This is a genomic window from Pseudomonas trivialis (assembly GCF_036864995.1).
Taxonomy (GTDB): domain Bacteria; phylum Pseudomonadota; class Gammaproteobacteria; order Pseudomonadales; family Pseudomonadaceae; genus Aquipseudomonas; species Aquipseudomonas trivialis.
On sequence record NZ_CP142151.1, the window covers coordinates 1,153,522 to 1,169,078 of the forward strand.

Annotated in this window: 12 protein-coding genes and 1 pseudogene; 10 read left to right on the plus strand and 3 right to left on the minus strand. The window is 61.4% G+C overall.

Going from position 1 to position 15,557, the window contains the following annotated elements; translation table 11 throughout:
• Nucleotides 1-68 precede the first annotated feature (68 nt).
• Nucleotides 69-835 (minus strand): annotated as a pseudogene (locus tag VRB54_RS05030) (siderophore-interacting protein).
• On the minus strand, nt 832-1,374 hold the full coding sequence (locus VRB54_RS05035; RefSeq protein WP_338479766.1) for a PadR family transcriptional regulator: 543 nt from the start codon (nt 1,372-1,374) through the stop codon (nt 832-834). The pseudogene VRB54_RS05030 and the gene VRB54_RS05035 overlap by 4 nt, the downstream one beginning before the upstream one ends.
• A gap of 476 nt (nt 1,375-1,850) precedes the next feature.
• Between VRB54_RS05035 and VRB54_RS05040 the strand changes: the two genes are divergently transcribed.
• Genes VRB54_RS05040 through VRB54_RS05085 form a run of 10 tightly spaced genes read left to right on the plus strand, consistent with a single transcriptional unit; the run spans nt 1,851 to nt 10,511 of the window.
• A complete protein-coding gene (locus VRB54_RS05040; RefSeq protein WP_338479768.1) occupies nt 1,851-2,369 on the plus strand; it encodes a fimbrial protein in 519 nt (172 codons plus the stop codon).
• Between the two features lie 52 nt (nt 2,370-2,421).
• Nucleotides 2,422-2,973: a fimbrial protein gene (locus VRB54_RS05045; protein WP_338479769.1), complete on the plus strand. Its 552-nt coding sequence runs from the start codon at nt 2,422-2,424 to the stop codon at nt 2,971-2,973.
• Between the two features lie 19 nt (nt 2,974-2,992).
• Nucleotides 2,993-5,608: an outer membrane usher protein gene (locus VRB54_RS05050; RefSeq protein WP_338479770.1), complete on the plus strand. Its 2,616-nt coding sequence runs from the start codon at nt 2,993-2,995 to the stop codon at nt 5,606-5,608.
• Nucleotides 5,605-6,360, plus strand: coding sequence for a fimbria/pilus periplasmic chaperone (locus VRB54_RS05055; protein ID WP_338479771.1), 756 nt, complete (start codon nt 5,605-5,607; stop codon nt 6,358-6,360). The genes VRB54_RS05050 and VRB54_RS05055 overlap by 4 nt, the downstream gene beginning before the upstream one ends.
• Before the next feature lie 21 nt (nt 6,361-6,381).
• Nucleotides 6,382-6,954 (plus strand): fimbrial protein, encoded by a 573-nt coding sequence (locus VRB54_RS05060; RefSeq protein WP_338479773.1) that lies wholly within the window; start codon nt 6,382-6,384, stop codon nt 6,952-6,954.
• A 10-nt stretch (nt 6,955-6,964) separates the two neighbouring features.
• Nucleotides 6,965-7,459, plus strand: a complete 495-nt coding sequence (locus tag VRB54_RS05065) for a fimbrial protein (protein WP_338479774.1) — start codon at nt 6,965-6,967, stop codon at nt 7,457-7,459.
• Nucleotides 7,460-7,482: 23 nt separating this feature from the next.
• A complete protein-coding gene (locus VRB54_RS05070) occupies nt 7,483-7,962 on the plus strand; it encodes a fimbrial protein (protein WP_338481056.1) in 480 nt (159 codons plus the stop codon).
• Between the two features lie 11 nt (nt 7,963-7,973).
• Nucleotides 7,974-8,510, plus strand: a complete 537-nt coding sequence (locus VRB54_RS05075; RefSeq protein ID WP_338479775.1) for a fimbrial protein — start codon at nt 7,974-7,976, stop codon at nt 8,508-8,510.
• Between the two features lie 34 nt (nt 8,511-8,544).
• Entirely contained in the window at nt 8,545-9,516 is a 972-nt protein-coding gene (locus VRB54_RS05080) for a fimbrial protein (RefSeq protein WP_338481057.1), read from the plus strand.
• A gap of 35 nt (nt 9,517-9,551) precedes the next feature.
• A complete protein-coding gene (locus VRB54_RS05085; RefSeq protein WP_338479776.1) occupies nt 9,552-10,511 on the plus strand; it encodes a fimbrial protein in 960 nt (319 codons plus the stop codon).
• A 17-nt stretch (nt 10,512-10,528) separates the two neighbouring features.
• On the opposite strand, the gene VRB54_RS05090 is transcribed toward VRB54_RS05085, so the two are convergent.
• Complete coding sequence (locus VRB54_RS05090) at nt 10,529-15,523, minus strand: dermonecrotic toxin domain-containing protein (protein WP_338479777.1); 4,995 nt, start codon at nt 15,521-15,523, stop codon at nt 10,529-10,531.
• Nucleotides 15,524-15,557: the final 34 nt, after the last annotated feature.

Here is a 15,557-nt window from a genome sequence, read left to right on the forward strand (position 1 = left end):
CGCACCCCAACGCGGGGCAAGCCCGCTCGCCACAGAGTTACAGCGTCGAGTCTTTCACATGGCCTGGCTCAGGCTTCGTCGCTGCCTTGCGCGCGCCAGTAGCCGGCGGCCTTGAGGAGTTCTTCGTTGACCTGGTGGGTGTCCAGCAGCACGCGACGCAGTTGGCGCGATAGCCTGGATTCGGTGGCGACGAAGCAGTACAGCGAGCCATCCGGCAGCGTCAGCTTCTGCACCGTATCCAGCAAGTCATTGCGGCCACGTATGACCCAGATCACTCGTACGTCCGCCGCACTTTGCAGGGCCTGCTGCTCCGCTTCATTCTCGATTTCAATCACCGCCAGCACCTGGCGCCCGGCCGGCAGTTCTTCAAGGCGTCGGCCAATGGCCGGCAGTGCGGTTTCGTCGCCGATCAGCAGGTAGCTGTCGAAGATATCCGGCACGATCATCGAACCCCGTGGCCCACCGATATACAGGTGCTGGCCGACCTTGACCTGCTCGACCAGGTGGAAGCGGGGCCATCGCCGTGCAGCACGAAGTCGATATCCAATTCACCAATGTCCAGGTCAAAGCGTCGTGGCGTGTAGTCGCGCATGGCCGGCTGCGGGCCGTCGCCCTTGATGCTGAACGTCGGGCTTTCCAGCGCGGCCTGCTCGGCGGCGTTCTGCGGGAACAGCAGCTTGATGTGATCGTCGCTGCCCAGGCTTACGAAACCCTCCAGTTCAGGGCCGCCGAGGGTGACGCGGCGCATGCGCGGGGTGATGTCGACCACGCGCAGCACCTCGAGACGGCGACGTTTGATTTCATGGGTCACGCGATGGATGGCTTGGGTATTCATTGGTCCTTCCCGTCGGCAATGGCTTGCGCGGTGCGGTTGAGCAGCGCCGCGACACGTTCGATTTCTTCCGGGCTCCAGCGCCCGTGGTGCGAATGCAGGGCATGGCGCACGTTGTGCACCGCCTCATGGATCTGCGGCGGGCGGTCCTGGCCACGCAATGAACGCTTGCTCACGTCGATGCGCATGCGCACGCCGTCCAGGGCCACCGCTTGCTCACTCAGGAAGAGACGACCGGCGTCGGTGATTGTGTAGCGTTTTTTTCCGCCCTCAGCGTCGCCGCTGATCAATTCGCTCTCTTCGAGAAAGGTCAGGGTGGGGTAGATCACACCGGGGCTGGGGCTGTAGGCGCCGTCGAACAGACCCTCGATACGGCGGATCAGGTCGTAGCCATGGCACGGCTGTTCGGCGATCAGCGCCGGCAGCAGCAATTTCAGGTCACCGGGTGCGAACACGCGGGGGCCGCGGCCCCCACGTTCGCGGCCTGGGCGTCTCTCAAAGCCGTCGCGGCTGTCGTGGTGGGGATGATGATGCTCTTTCATGTGTCTGCTCTCCGTCATGGTTAGATACAACTTAAGATATATCTTGAAACAGAGGCAAGCTGTGCTGACGGACGGTCACGCTGCCCCTCAGGCACATTCATATCTGGATACGCGTTGTTTAGTTCATCTTGGTGCAACTTGTAATACCGTTCTTACAGTCGCTATTAGGTACTAATAGTTCTTGATAACTTCAAGTAGTCCATTTCTTACAGTCAAATTCAAAGTTTTGGCAAAGTGCCAGTTTTTTCCCATAAGTTGTATTGACTTTCGACTACTCGAGTAAGCGAAAGCACCTGCTTACTTCCCACAAGTAACTCGGGATACTTCTCCGGCGCTGATCGAGCGCCCTGTTGTCAATGCAACTTGTTGGAAACACACGGAAGCCTTTCCGTGTCACTGGTCCTCAACGCCCGTAGTTCACGAGCAACGGGGCCGGGCTCCCTTACTGGCAATTTTATTAGATGGATATGTGCAATATGAAAACCAAAATGAAAACCGCGCTGTTGGCTATCGGTTTGTTGGCAGGTTCGGCGTCTGTTCAGGCGGCTGATGGAACAGTAACGTTCACCGGTTCAGTGCATTCGGGCGCTTGCTCCATCAAGCCTGAGTCCGTCGATCAAACCGTTCCGCTGGGTGCCATCGCCAAGCATCAGTTGCAGTCGGGAGGTCAATCCAACCCTCGACAGGTCCTGATCAAACTCGAAGGCTGCGATTTGTCCGGCCTCACCGACAACACCGTAACCACCACCTTCACCGCAGCACCGTCGACTGTGGTGCCGGGTGCGATCGGTACCGTCGGCAGCGCCGGCGGCGTGGGCATCATGATGAGCCACGGCGGCAGCCTGGTTGAGCTGGGCAAGCCTACCGCGCCGCAGATCATCAGCACGGGTGACAACACCCTGGAATTCGGTGCCTACGTGAAAGGCGCCGCCACCGACCCGATCATTCCGGGTGATTTCAGCGCCGTCACCAACTTCACCCTGGCTTACCAGTAAGTCTGTTCCCCCGCCGCAGCGGGTGCGGCGGGGAACCTGGCGGGAGATAAAGGTGAAAACATTCATAAGTCTCGCTGTCGCCTGTTCCCTGATGAGCTTCACCAACCCTGGCATCGCGGCGTCCCAGGGCGAAGGGATCGTCACATTGGGAGGGCAGGTGATGGACTCGGCCTGCGGGCTGGAACTGGCCAGTCGTGATCAAACCATCGAAATGCCGGCCGAGCCTGTCGGTCGTCTGCTGCGCAATACGCAGGGAAATCCTCATCCCTTCGAGCTGCGCCTGATCAATTGTTCGTTGAGTCGCCCCGATCCATTCCGCCCTGGCGCGAGCCTGCCGGATTGGGAGCACCTGCGCGTGATGTTCGACGGTGCCAGCGACATGGGCGGGCGCTCTTTTGCGTTGTTTGGTGAATCCCAGGGCGTTGCGCTGGATATCACCGATGCGGACGGTCACGGCAGCGTTCCAGGTGAAGCCTTGCCGCGCAAACCCTTGGTCGAGGGCGACATGACCCTGCACTTCACGCTTCGTCTGGTGGGTAACGGGCGCCCGATAGTTGTCGGGCCTCATCGTGCCGCTGTGCGGTTCAAGTTGGAATACTTTTGAAGAATGATGGGTTGCTTGCATGTGGAATACGTCGAAGGTCAGAAATACGCTTCGCCCCAGTCTCTTTGGCGGGTTGATGACACTGGCAGGATCAGCGCTGGGGGCCGGGGACATCGAGTTCAATACCGACGTTCTTGATCTGAGTGATCGTACCAATATCGACTTGTCTCGGTTTGCACGCAGCGGGTTTATCCTGCCGGGCACCTACTCGATGGTCGTGCAGTTGAATGGCCAGTCTATTCCTGAGCAATCGGTGGCGTTCCATGCCCCGGATGATGATCCGAAGGGAAGCCAGGCCTGTTTATCCGCAAGTCTTGTCGAGCAGTTGGGCCTCAAAGCGGCCGCAGTGGCCAGGTTCACCTGGTGGAAAGGCGGCGAGTGCCTGGATCCGCAAAGCCTGCCCGGCATGGAAGTCAGTGGCGACCTGGCCACCTCCACGCTGAGCATCAGTTTGCCCCATGCCTACCTTGAGTACAGCGCCATCAACTGGGACCCGCCCGCGCGTTGGGACGAAGGCGTTCCAGGGCTGTTGGTGGACTACAACCTGACGGCACAGTCCAACTACCGGAGAAACGACGGCACCCGAAACAACCTCAGTGGCAACGGCACTGTCGGCGCCAATGCCGGGGCCTGGCGCGTGCGCGCCGATTGGCAGGGTCGGGTCGAGCGCGCCAACGAAGGCGCGTATGGCAATCAGAAGCTGGAATGGAGTCGTTTCTACGCCTACCGCGCCATTCCTGCACTGAAGGCGCGGCTGGTGGTGGGCGAGGACTACCTGTATTCGGACCTGTTCGACAGCTTCCGCTTTACCGGGGCGTCGCTCAATTCGGATCAGAGCCAGTTGCCGCCGAACCTGCGCGGTTACGCCCCCGAAGTGATCGGGGTGGCCAAGACCAATGCCAAGGTCATCATCAGCCAGAAGGGCCGCGTGCTCTATGAAACCCTGGTGGCCGCCGGCCCGTTTCGTATCCAGGATCTTCACGATGCGGTGACGGGTTCGCTGGATGTGCGGGTTGAAGAGCAGGACGGTTCTGTGCACAGCTTCAAGGTCGATACCGCCGGCGTGCCTTATCTGACGCGGCCCGGACAGGTACGGTACAAGCTGGCGGCCGGGCGACCGACCAACCTTCATTACGGCTCTGACGGCAACATGTTCGGCACCGGGGAATTCTCCTGGGGTGTCAGCAACGGTTGGTCGCTGTTTGGCGGCGGCATGACGGACAACAATTATCGCGCGCTGTCCGTCGGAGCCGGTCGCGACCTGCTGGCATTCGGCGCTGTGTCGGTGGACGTCACGCAGTCCCGCGCCCAGCTCTGGGGCGATACGCTGACGGGCAAATCCTACCGCCTGCAATATTCCAAGAACTTCGAGGAGTACGACAGCCAGGTAACGTTCGCCGGTTACCGCTTCTCCGAGAAAAACTTCCTGAGCATGAGTGAATACCTGGACGCCCGCCATTACGGGTTGAACGGCGAGCGCGCCGGCGGACGCGGCACGCTCAATGAACACGGTGAATACGTCGAGAGCTGGAAGCCGATCGGCGGCAGCAAGGCGCTGTATACGGTCACGGTCAACAAGCAGTTTCGTGATCTTGGCGCTACGGTCTATGCCAGCTACAACAAGCAGACCTACTGGAGCCGGCCGGACACCCAGCGCTGGAACCTGTCGCTGTCGCGCTACTTCAACGTGGGCAGCGTCAAGAACATGAGCCTGTCGCTGAACCTGTACCGCAGCCAGGAATACCAGCACCAGGACAACGGCATGGCGCTCACGGTGAGCCTGCCGCTGGGGCGCACCGGCACCCTGGCGCTGGATTCCAACCGGGCGGGTGGCAACAACACCTTTTCATCGCGCTACAGCGACCGCATCGACGAGCGCAACAGCTACCAGTTGAGTGCCAGCAACCGTTCGGCCAGTGCGTACTTGAGCCACATGGGCGATCAGGCCGACATCGACCTCAGCGCCAGCACGCAGGAAGGCGATTACCGCACCCTCAGCGTATCGGCTCGCGGCGGTGGCACGCTCACGGCCCAGGGCGCGGCGCTGCACCGTACCGGCAGCACCGGCGGCACGCGGCTGATGGTCGATACCGGTGGTGTGCCCGATGTACCGGTGCGCGGCTACGGCTCGCCGACGCGCAGCAATGCGTTCGGCAAAGCGGTGATTTCCGATATCAGCAGCTATCAGCGCACGGCGGCGAGTGTCGATCTCGAACGCTTGCCGAGCAACGTTGAAGCCATGCAGTCGGTCACTCAGCTGACGCTTACCGAAGGGGCCATCGGCTACCGATCCCTGGATGTGATCGCTGGAGCCAAGGCGATGGCTGTGCTGCGCCTGGCCGATGGCAGCGCACCGCCGTTCGGCGCCACGGTGAAAAACGTCAAGCAGCAGGACACCGGCATCGTCAATGACGACGGCAATGTGTACCTCAGCGGCATCCAGGTCGGGGAGTTGATGATCGTCAGTTGGGGCGGACGCGAGCGCTGCATCCTCACGCTGCCCGCCGTCCTGCCCGACGATGGTTTGACCGATGCCCTGCAACTCGGCTGCCGCCCGGTAGCCGCTGAACAATCCTCACCCGAGCCAGCCGCGCTGCCCGGGAAGCACCTCGACATGGAGAACACCGCCACATGATGCTCACTACGCGTTTCACCCTGCTGGCCCTGGCGTTACTGGCCTTGAGCAACAGCGCCTTCGCCGCCGTTGGCCTGGACCGCACCCGCGTGATTTTCGACGGCGGCAAGGAGGCCACCAGCGTCAATATCACCAACAACAATACCCAGTTGCCCTACCTGGCCCAGGGCTGGATCGAAGATGAAAGCGGTAACAAGATCACCTCGCCGCTGATCGTGCTGCCACCGGTGCAACGCCTGGAACCGGGCAAGCAGAGCCAGGTGAAAGTGCAGGCACTGCCGGCGGTCAAGTCGCTGCCGCAGGACCGCGAGACGGTCTACTACTTCAACCTGCGCGAGATTCCGCCACGCAGCGAAAAGGCCAACACCCTGCAGATCGCCCTGCAGACCCGGATCAAGCTGTTCTACCGACCGCAAGCGATCATGCCCAGCCAGCAGGACTTGTCCAACCCCTGGCAGCAGAAGCTGACCCTGACCCGCGAAGGCGAACATTACAAGGTCAACAACCCGACGCCGTATTACGTGACGCTGGTGGATGCACGCAGCACCAAAGAGGGTAAAACCCTGCCCGGCTTCGAACCGCTGATGGTGCCGCCCAAAGGCGCGCTCACCCTGGGGCCGACGGCTCAGTCGCTGGGCAATGCGCCTTACCTGGCCTATGTGAATGACTACGGCGGCCGCCCGGTGCTGGCCTTCACCTGTGCCGGCAACACGTGCACGGTCGACGTGCAAGCGTCAACGCCCACTCAGTAATGCCTGCCGCTGGAGAACGTCATGAAGTCGCAACGTATCAAGGTGCTGGGCGGGCTGTTACTGGCCCTTACGGGGGGCGCGCAGGCCGAGGATATCGAGGGCATGCACGGGATGTTGAACATTCTCGGGTCCATGCACGAGGCCCCTTGCAGTCTGGAGATGAGCTCGATCCACCAGACAGTCGACCTGGGCGCAGTGTCGACCAGCCAGTTGCAGCGGCCCGGCGACCAAGCGCCAGCCAAGGCCTTTCAACTGCGTTTCCTGGATTGCCAGCGTAGCGAAGGCAGCATCCGTAGTGAACGAACCGGCAACCTGACCTGGAGTGCTTTTCAACCGGTGGTGTCGGTGGCGTTTGTTGCGCCCGCCGATGCCGATGATCCACGCCTGGTCAAGGTGCAGGGCATCAGCGGAGTGGGTCTGCAATTGACCGATGCGCTGGGCCGCGATGTGCAATTGGGGCAACGGGGCGAACCCCTGTTGCTGCCGATGGGCAACAGCACGCGCACCTGGCAGGTTCGGCCCACGCGCACTGCCGCGCCGTTGAGCAGCGGGGCTTTCAAGGCCGTGGTGGATTTCAGGCTCAATTATGAGTAAGGGCAGAACAATGGCTAAGTTAATCGGCGCTGGCGCCATGCTGGCGGGAGGCTGCCTGTTGTGGGCAGTCAGCCAGGGCGTGCAGGCCAACACCAACCTGATCATCCGCGCGGTGATCATTGCGCCGCCGCCGTGCGTGATCAACGGCGGCGGCACCCTGGATGTACCGTTTGGCAACGACCTGCAAACCTCACGGGTAGACGGTGTCAACTACCGGCGCAACGTGCCGTACACCGTCACCTGTGACTCGCCATTCAGCAATGCGTTGACGCTGGAACTCAGGGGCACCGGAGCGGCCTTTGACAGCCGCGTGCTGTCGACGCGCAAACCCGATCTTGGCGTCAAGCTGTTCGTCAATGGAGGCGATTGGCCGTTGAATACGCGGGTGAATTTCACCCATCCCAATTTCCCGCAGGTGCAGGCAGTGCCGGTCAAGCGCGCGGGCAGCCGGCTCACCGGCGGCGCCTTCGATGCCGCCGCCACTCTGGTGGTGGATTACCAATGAGTAAGCAAAAAGAGAAACGATCGATGACCGGTTGGCCGCCGCGAGCCTTGCTCGCCCTGTGCACCCTCGGCCTGGGCAATGGCGCCTCGGCCAACTTGACGTTCAGCGGAACGCTCAACGAGCCGCCGCCATGCACCATCGATGCCGGCAACACCATCGAAGTCGATTTCGGCGACGTCGGCATCAAACGTATCGACGGCGTGAAATACCGCCGAGGGCTCGGCTACACCATCAGTTGTGGCACCGACACGTTGCCCTGGGAACTGCGGTTGAGCGTTAACGGCACGCCGACCGGATTCGATGGCGCAGCGGTGCAGACCAGCGTGCCGTCGCTGGGGGTTCGGGTGTTTCAAAACAACCAGCCATTTGCGCTCAATAAACCGATGGACATCAACCTGTCGTCGCCACCGACCCTGGAAGTGGTGCCCGTGCAGCAGCCAGGTGCAATTCTGGCGCCGTCCAGGTTTACCGCGGTGGCCACGCTGCTGGCCGAGTATGAGTAGGAGTGAAGTCTATGCGACATCCAATACTTGAAAAGGCCGGGCTGACGCTTCTGCTCGCGTGCGGTCTGCTGCCCACTGCGCAGGCAGCGGACAACCTCAGCTTCAAGGGCAACCTGGTGGAAGAGGCCTGCACGATCCGCCCCGGCGACGAGGCGATCACCCTGGAACTCTGGGACCTGACCAGCAAGTACCTCTACCTCAACACGCGTTCGGTGGGGAAGGGCTTCCAACTGCACCTTGAGGACTGCGACACCAGCGTCGGCAACACGGTCACCATCACCTTCGGTGGCCGGGAAAACCGCGAACTGCCCGGATTGCTCGCACTGGACAGCGGCAGCGGGGCGTCAGGTATCGGGGTGGGGCTCGAGACACCGGCCAGCAAACCACTGCCGTTGAATGCCATCAGCGACGAACAGGTGCTGACCAACGGCGCCAATGTCATCGAGCTAAAGGCCTACGTAAAGGGCGAACCCAAGGCCATCAGCGACCAGACCATCGGGCATGGCGCGTACACGGTGACCTCAACGTTCACCCTCGATTATCCCTAGTGCGTGTCTGGTTGAGGAACAATGCGAGATGAAGATGAATCGACTCTATGAAGTCTCGGTGCTATTGACGCTGATGGGCGCCAGCATGGCGGCGAAAGCCGTTGACTGCCGGGTGAACGGTGGAGGCTGGTCCTCGGTGGGCGGTGGCCAGAATGTAAACCTGCAGGTGCCCGTCAACGTTCGATTGGACGCTGTCCAGAATCGAATCCTGCTCGAAGGTGCGCGGCTCGAATGCCGGTACACCCCAGGCCCCCAGACACCCTCCAGGGGAGAGGACTATTGGGCAACCGGCAGTGGATCTGGTGCGCCCTGGACACCGGGGCCGAAATTCTTGCGGGAGGCTACCGGCTTGCGCATCAATGGGTCGTATCAGAACAACCCGGTCCCATCGAATATTCGGGTGGCGACCCTGCCCGATAACGCGGTGACCTACCCGATCAACGTGACCCCCTACATATTGATGCGTAACAGTCCGGGGAGCCCCATCGACATCCGGATCGGCGACAGCCTCGGGTTATTGCGGCTTACCCAAACCAACAATGCCGGGGGTGGCTATACACAGCTCACGGTCACCTACATTGCCAACAACAACTTCACGGTGTCCCCGTCCACCTGCACGATCAACAACAACAACCCCATCGTGGTCGACTTCGGCAGTGTGCCTCAGCGGGCCATCGGCACCGATCCGCTGACCAGCTCTATCGTCAGCAACCGCAGGCTGACTTATTCCTGCCCGGACGGAGGGATCACCACGCCCATCACGATCACCTACAAAGGCACCTCTTCGTCATTCGACTCACGTCTGTTGATGACGACCAACCCCAACGTCGGCACGGCGATGGTCCGCGCCGGCGCTGCGGTCCCGGTGAATGGCTCGTTCCTGACGCGCATCACCAACAGCGTTGGCGGCGACGACGTGACGTTTTCGCTGGTGCGTCGCAATGGCTCGATACCCGCCGCCGGAGCCATCAGCGGCAGCGGGGTGCTGGTGATGGGTGTGCCATGACCCGCCACACAGTCAAATCTTACAGAGAGAGCACCATGAAACGCGGCTATGGAAAGGCACTTGCGCTTCTTGTCCTGTTGGGCGCCGCCACGACTGCGCACGCCGTCGATTGCCGGGTCAACGGCGGGCCCTGGGTCAACGGCAACCCCAACCTGCAGGTGCCCGTGACGGTCACCCTCAGCTCCGACCGCACGCGGATCATGCTGGAAGGTGCCAGGCTCGAATGCCGCTTTACCGCCGGTGCCGGCCCGGCATGGGGCGAGGACTACTGGCGCTCGGGCAGTGTGGCAGGCACGCCCTGGTCGCCCGGGCCCAAGTTTGCCGGAGAAGGAACCGGATTACGCATCAACGGGTCGTTCTACAACACGCCGGTGCCCGGTGGTATTCATCTGGCCACGATGCCCAACAACGGGGTGGGTTATCCGGTCAACATCACGCCCTATATCGTGATGCGCAACAGCCCGACCAACCCGATCAATGTTCGAGTCGGCGACAACCTCGGCCTGTTGCGTCTCACCAGTTCGAACAACTACGACGGTACACGGCCGCAGCTTACCGTGACTTACTCCGCCGCCAACAATTTCGAGGTCTCGCCGTCCACCTGCACCATCAATAACAACAGCCCGATCACGGTCTACTTCGGCACCGTGCACCAGCGCTCGATCGGGATCGACCCGTTGACAACCACCGCTGTCAGCAACCGCCGGTTGAGCTATTCATGCCCGGACGGTGGGATCAACTCACCCATCACCATCACATACCGGGGCACCCGTTCGTCCTTCGATTCGCGCCTGCTGCTGATGAGCAACCCGGACGTTGGCACTGCCATGATCCGCGCCGGTGTCCCGGTTCAAGTGGGCGGTTCGTTCCTCACGCGCATTACCAACAGCAGTGGTGGCGACGATGTGACCTTTGCGCTGACCCGCCGCAACGGGTCATTGCCTGCCGCTGGAGCCACCAGCGGCAGCGGGGTACTGGTGATGGGGGTGCCATGAGTCAGCGGCAACCGTTCTCAGCGTGAACGGTTGCTGCGTCCGCTCGCCTGGGTGAGTGCGCGTCGTGTTAGGCGGCGCATCCATTCCTGCCGGTCGTAGCCCTGGTTATTGAGCAGTCGGTTGTAGCGTTCAGTGTCCATTGCCTGCTCGGTAAATACCTCGCTTTCGGGCACGTGCGCTGCATCTGCGAGGTCTTTGAGCGTTTCCCGCAAGCGCTCGTGTTCGGGCGTTGGCAGGGCATCGGCATTGGCCCATTGTGGCTGGATCTCCTTGAGATCATCCAATGCCAGAAAGCGCTCGTTGTACTCGCGGTCGTTATCGCGATATTGGTTCTCATAGGCGGCCTGCAGATGTTGCTCCCACCAGGGATGAAGCAACATCTGGTTGACCAGACCGTCGCCTTCCGCCTGCTCAAACACACGGGTGTAGGCGTGGTCGATCTGTGACGAGCTGACATTGGCGGTGAGCCTGTAGAGCATGTGATCATTTATCCAGGGCAGGTCCAGGCGGCCAGCGAGGGAGGTCTGGTAGGCCAGATGAACATCGACTTCATCAATCTCGCCGGGCACCCCTTCGCGTATATCCGAACTGAACCGCTGCCCCAGGCCCCCTTCGGATTTCGGCAGGAGTCGCGTGGCGATATCCTCGCCGACAACCCGGGCCAGTAGCTTGAAGCGCGCGCTGCCTTTGGCCAGGGTGACGAGGCGGCTTTCGAGCTCAGTGGCGCTTGCAGTGTCACGCATGATCTCGCTGGCCATCACTTCAATTCCCATTTCATTGAAGATCTGCGTCGCAGCGTCGGGGCACAGGCCGGGAAAGCTGGACATCTTGAACAGATGCTCACGCAACGGCGTGTCCGCGTGTGCCGCCCGCAGTACGCGCCACACCTGTTGCCTGAGCAGCGGCGTGTTGGTGATGAAGCGCTGTCGGTCGGCTCCGGTTTGAAACACGTCATCAATCTTCAACCCTGCAATGACCTCGAAAAAGCCCTGAGAACCATGCTCTTTTTCCAGCGCGCCCCATAATTCACCAGCCTTCTTGCGCTCATCGGTCTCCAGGCCCTGGAGCCAGAAATCGTTGGTTCCCTGGGGCTCATAAGTGCGGTTCGGGTCCAGGCCGGCAGCCTCGCGAAGGGCTTCGTAACGTACGCGGTCTTCGTCAATCAGGGTGGCGCGATCCAGGCGTGCGCGTGCCACGATTCGCGCCTGGAGGGAACCCGCTTGCACCTGCGGCAAACGCTCGATCCGGGTGCCGTGCAGGTCAAGGATGAAGTCTTCGTTGCGCGGCTGTGCGAATAGCCCTGCCGGCCAGGTGTCGATGGGCGTGTTTGCGAGGTAAAGCCGGCGCAGGCCGGGCATCCCACCGATGTCGGGGATCTGAATCAGAGGGTTGTTGTTCAGGTCGAGGCTTTTGAGGTGTCGCAGTGTGTTCAACGTGGCTGCGTCCTCGCCGGACAGCTCAAGACGGTTGCCGGACAGTTTCAGGTCTCTGAGGAAATGCATCTGTTGCAAGGCCTCGGGTACCCGCGTGAGGCCGTTATCGGCCAGGCTGAGCCCACGTAACGAAGGGAAGAGTTTCAGGAAGTCACTGTGGGCCAGGTTAAAGCCGCAATTGTTGCTCGTCAGTACCGTCACGTGGTCGAAATTGGCGCTCAAGACCGGCAGTTCGGGGGGCATGGTGATACCGTCGAGGTTCAGCACGGCCCCTCGCTGAACGTGGCCCCAACTGTCCGTGTACTCGGCGAACCGATCACCCCAACAGCGTTCGAGCCGTCTGGCCAGGTGCTTTCTCGAATGACGAATCTGCCGATCCGACAGGGGATACGAGTGGGTATTGATGGATGACTTCTTCCAGTTGTACAGATCGACGTGCAGTTGCTGTTTTTCCTCCGTCAGCCTGTTCAGCGTGTTGCGTAGATCAAACGGCGGAATTTCGTCCAGGAAGACATTCAGCCGTGCTTCGCTCATCTGCGGGAACAGCAGTTGCAACGTCATCCGTGCGTGTTCAGGGTTGGTCCAAGGCTGCGCGTTGGTGCAGCGGCTGTACACCGGGCCACCCAGCAACTCGCTGGTTTCCCGGCTCTGGATAACGGGCACCGGCGCTTCGGCGAGGACCACGCGGCGCTCGGCCAGGGATTCAACGTGTTGTTTGATCCACTGCTTGAGCGCGGCACCATCGCCAGGTTTAACGCCCAGTGCTTCACGCTGATCAGCCGGCAGTGCGAGCAGAATGGCCTGATACAGGTCAGTGCGTGGCGCGCTGCCGGGCTCGTGCACTTCATATCCCTGCGCGTTGCGAATCAGCACGCGCGTTGTGCTGCCCGTCGACGGCCCGGCTGCACACCGCAGTGGGCCGGTGGCGGAGTTTTCGCGGATTTCGATACGCAACTGGCCAAAGGTGTCGCTGTAGAACTTCAGCGCGTTCAGCGCCATGCGCTCTGTGGCCGTCGGCAGTGGCGAGGGGCGGTCCAAACCTTCGAAGGCCAGGACTGATTGGTTGGCAAACGCCAGCTCCCGGGCCCGGTTGTGCAGGCGCAAGGGGAGTTGTCGTTGGGCTAGCGCCTGCTTTTCTTCGGCGGTGGCACTGGCGTGCACGGCACGTGCGGTATTCGAATCCAGGTGCTTGAACGGTTCGCGCAAGGTGGCAAGGCTGGGGTCGTCGGTTATATCGCGAATCCGGTACACCGTGTCTGCGATGTCGGCGGTGTGGCTGAGTACATGGTTGGCCAGCTTTTCGCGCAGTATTTGTACGCGAAACTCCTTCGCGAAATTACCTTTGAGCAAGCTGCGGACGTCCGCTTCATCGAGAAACGCCAGCACGTGTTCCGGCAAGGTGCCGGACAAGGCCTGGGACAGGCTGAGGTTGAGTGTCTCGGCCTGGGTGGCTTTCTGGTTGCCATGCGTGAGCGCTGGCCCTGTCAGATCATCGTTGAGATACACCTTCAAGGCTTTGGACTCGGGCCAGCCGGGCAGTTCGGTGATGTGCTGTGGGAACCAGTCCATCGATGGTCCGTCCGGCAGGGCGTCGCCTGTGCGCACCCTGCGGCTGATGGCTTCGGGAAAGGCCCGGGCTTCCAGGCGTTCCAGGCTGCCGGCCAATAGCGTTGGCATGCGTTCATTGTTGCAGTACATGGCGCGTAGCACGCCTTCGTGGGTGCCGCTGGTAACACGCAGGTCGGCCAGTTGTTGGTCGGTAAAGTCCTTTACCCGTGGGCCGAGACGCCGCATCAGGGTCTGGTTGTCCCAGCTTTGCGGCTGTTCGCCCTCATGCATAAAAGCCCCATCGCCATTGAATAAAATGCGCGGTCGGTAAGCGTCCGGGCGGCTGGGGTGCACGATGCGATGTTCATCCAGCTCGGCATCGTGGCGCACCTCGAAGTGCTGGTCTTGCAGCGGCGTCAGGGCGCTTTCCGCCGGCACGTCTGCCGGGGATTGTGCGTAAGGTGAAAGGTCCGGGTTCCACAGCTTGACCTTGCCTTCACTCGTTTGTACGGGGTGCAAACCCTCGACAAACGACGACAGCTTGAGCGCTTCAAAGGCTTTCCCGGCCGCGCCAAACAGGGCGAACTGGGCCACGGCGTCAGTCACGCCCAACAAGTGGTCGACGGCCTGCGCGCCATGGCCCTGAGCCCAATCGAGCAGCCCTTCGAAAACGTCGTTGCACACCTGGTAAACGCTGCAGACCAGCATCATCTGGCCCAATACTGGCACGAAGGGCGTGGCCACCAGCAAGGCCGCGTTGAGTACGTCCGAGACGATCTGCTCCACGTTGTCCCACCAGGCCCAGCGGGCCAGCCGGTCGGCATAGGCGCTGGACACCGCCAGCTCCCGGGCATCGTTGACGATCTTGTTCAGCTTGACCCGGTACAGGTAGAGCCAGGGAGTGTCCTGCTCAGGGCGGGCGGCGCGGTTGGGATGGTCCAGGCTGATGTCCAGCAGGCTGAATACCAGATTGGTACCTGACGTCACTTTCGAGAAAAACGCGCCGCGCTCGGCGTGTGCTACAAACTGGCTGAAAAAAACCTGATAGGCAGACCCACTGCGCAACTGGCCGGTGAGTGCTTCGGCAAAAGCCTGTGGCGAAGGGTATTGCTTGAGCGGATGCTCGGGGTCTTGCGGGACCCAGGCGATCACACGCCCGGCGCTTGAGTGTGGTTCCGGCGACGTGGCGAACACCATGATGCCGGCCAGTTGGATGCCGCCCACCTTCAACGTGTAGCACGCCAATGGGCGGCCATTGAGTGACAGGCCCACGGGGTGGTCGATGAATCCGAGCAACGCCTGATGCGCGTCGCTCGGCAAGTGCGTGTGTTGCAGGGCCAAATGGGCGCTGCTGCGCAAATCGGCCTTGAGCTGGCTGAGCACTTCGTGGCGCACGACGCTAGACAGGGCCGGTTGATCAAAGCCCAGGGCGCTTCTGAGTCGAGCCTGGTAATTGCCACCGATATCCAGCGTTCGACACACCGACTTGAACCCTTCGACGGTCAAATTCTGCCCGTTGCGACGATGACGGATCGACAGGATCTCGCGTTGGCCGCGAGCGTCTTCAGGGCCCAGGAAGGCGTGATCGACGAAGGTATCGCTGGCGGCGAAGTTGTGCAGGCTCATGTCCAGCAGTGAGACGGTTTTGCTTTGTATGCCGCCCTTGATATCGATCACCCACCAGGCCTTCGGTGCCTCCACATACACCCGTAGCCAGGTGTTGCGTACATCGATCTCGCCGTAGTCAGGCAGCAGGGCACGCTTGAGTTGCCGTTCGGCAAAGGCACGCAGGTCATTGAGTGCGCCGAGGCGTTTATCCAGCGGCGCCTGCGCGTGCCAATGGGCGGCGACGGCGCTGTTGAGCTGTCGATGTTGCTCGGGCGTGGCGTTGGGGTAAGGCGCCAGGTTGGGAAGGCTGTTGCGTTTGAGCGCCTGTATTCGCGCAGGGGTGGCCTGTCTGACCCAATTGGGCAGGGCGTTCTGGATCAGTTCGAAGTGACGGCCCTGGAACGGGGGTGAGTTGATCGGCATGGTGTGAACCTGAATAAGGGAGTGGAAACTCCCT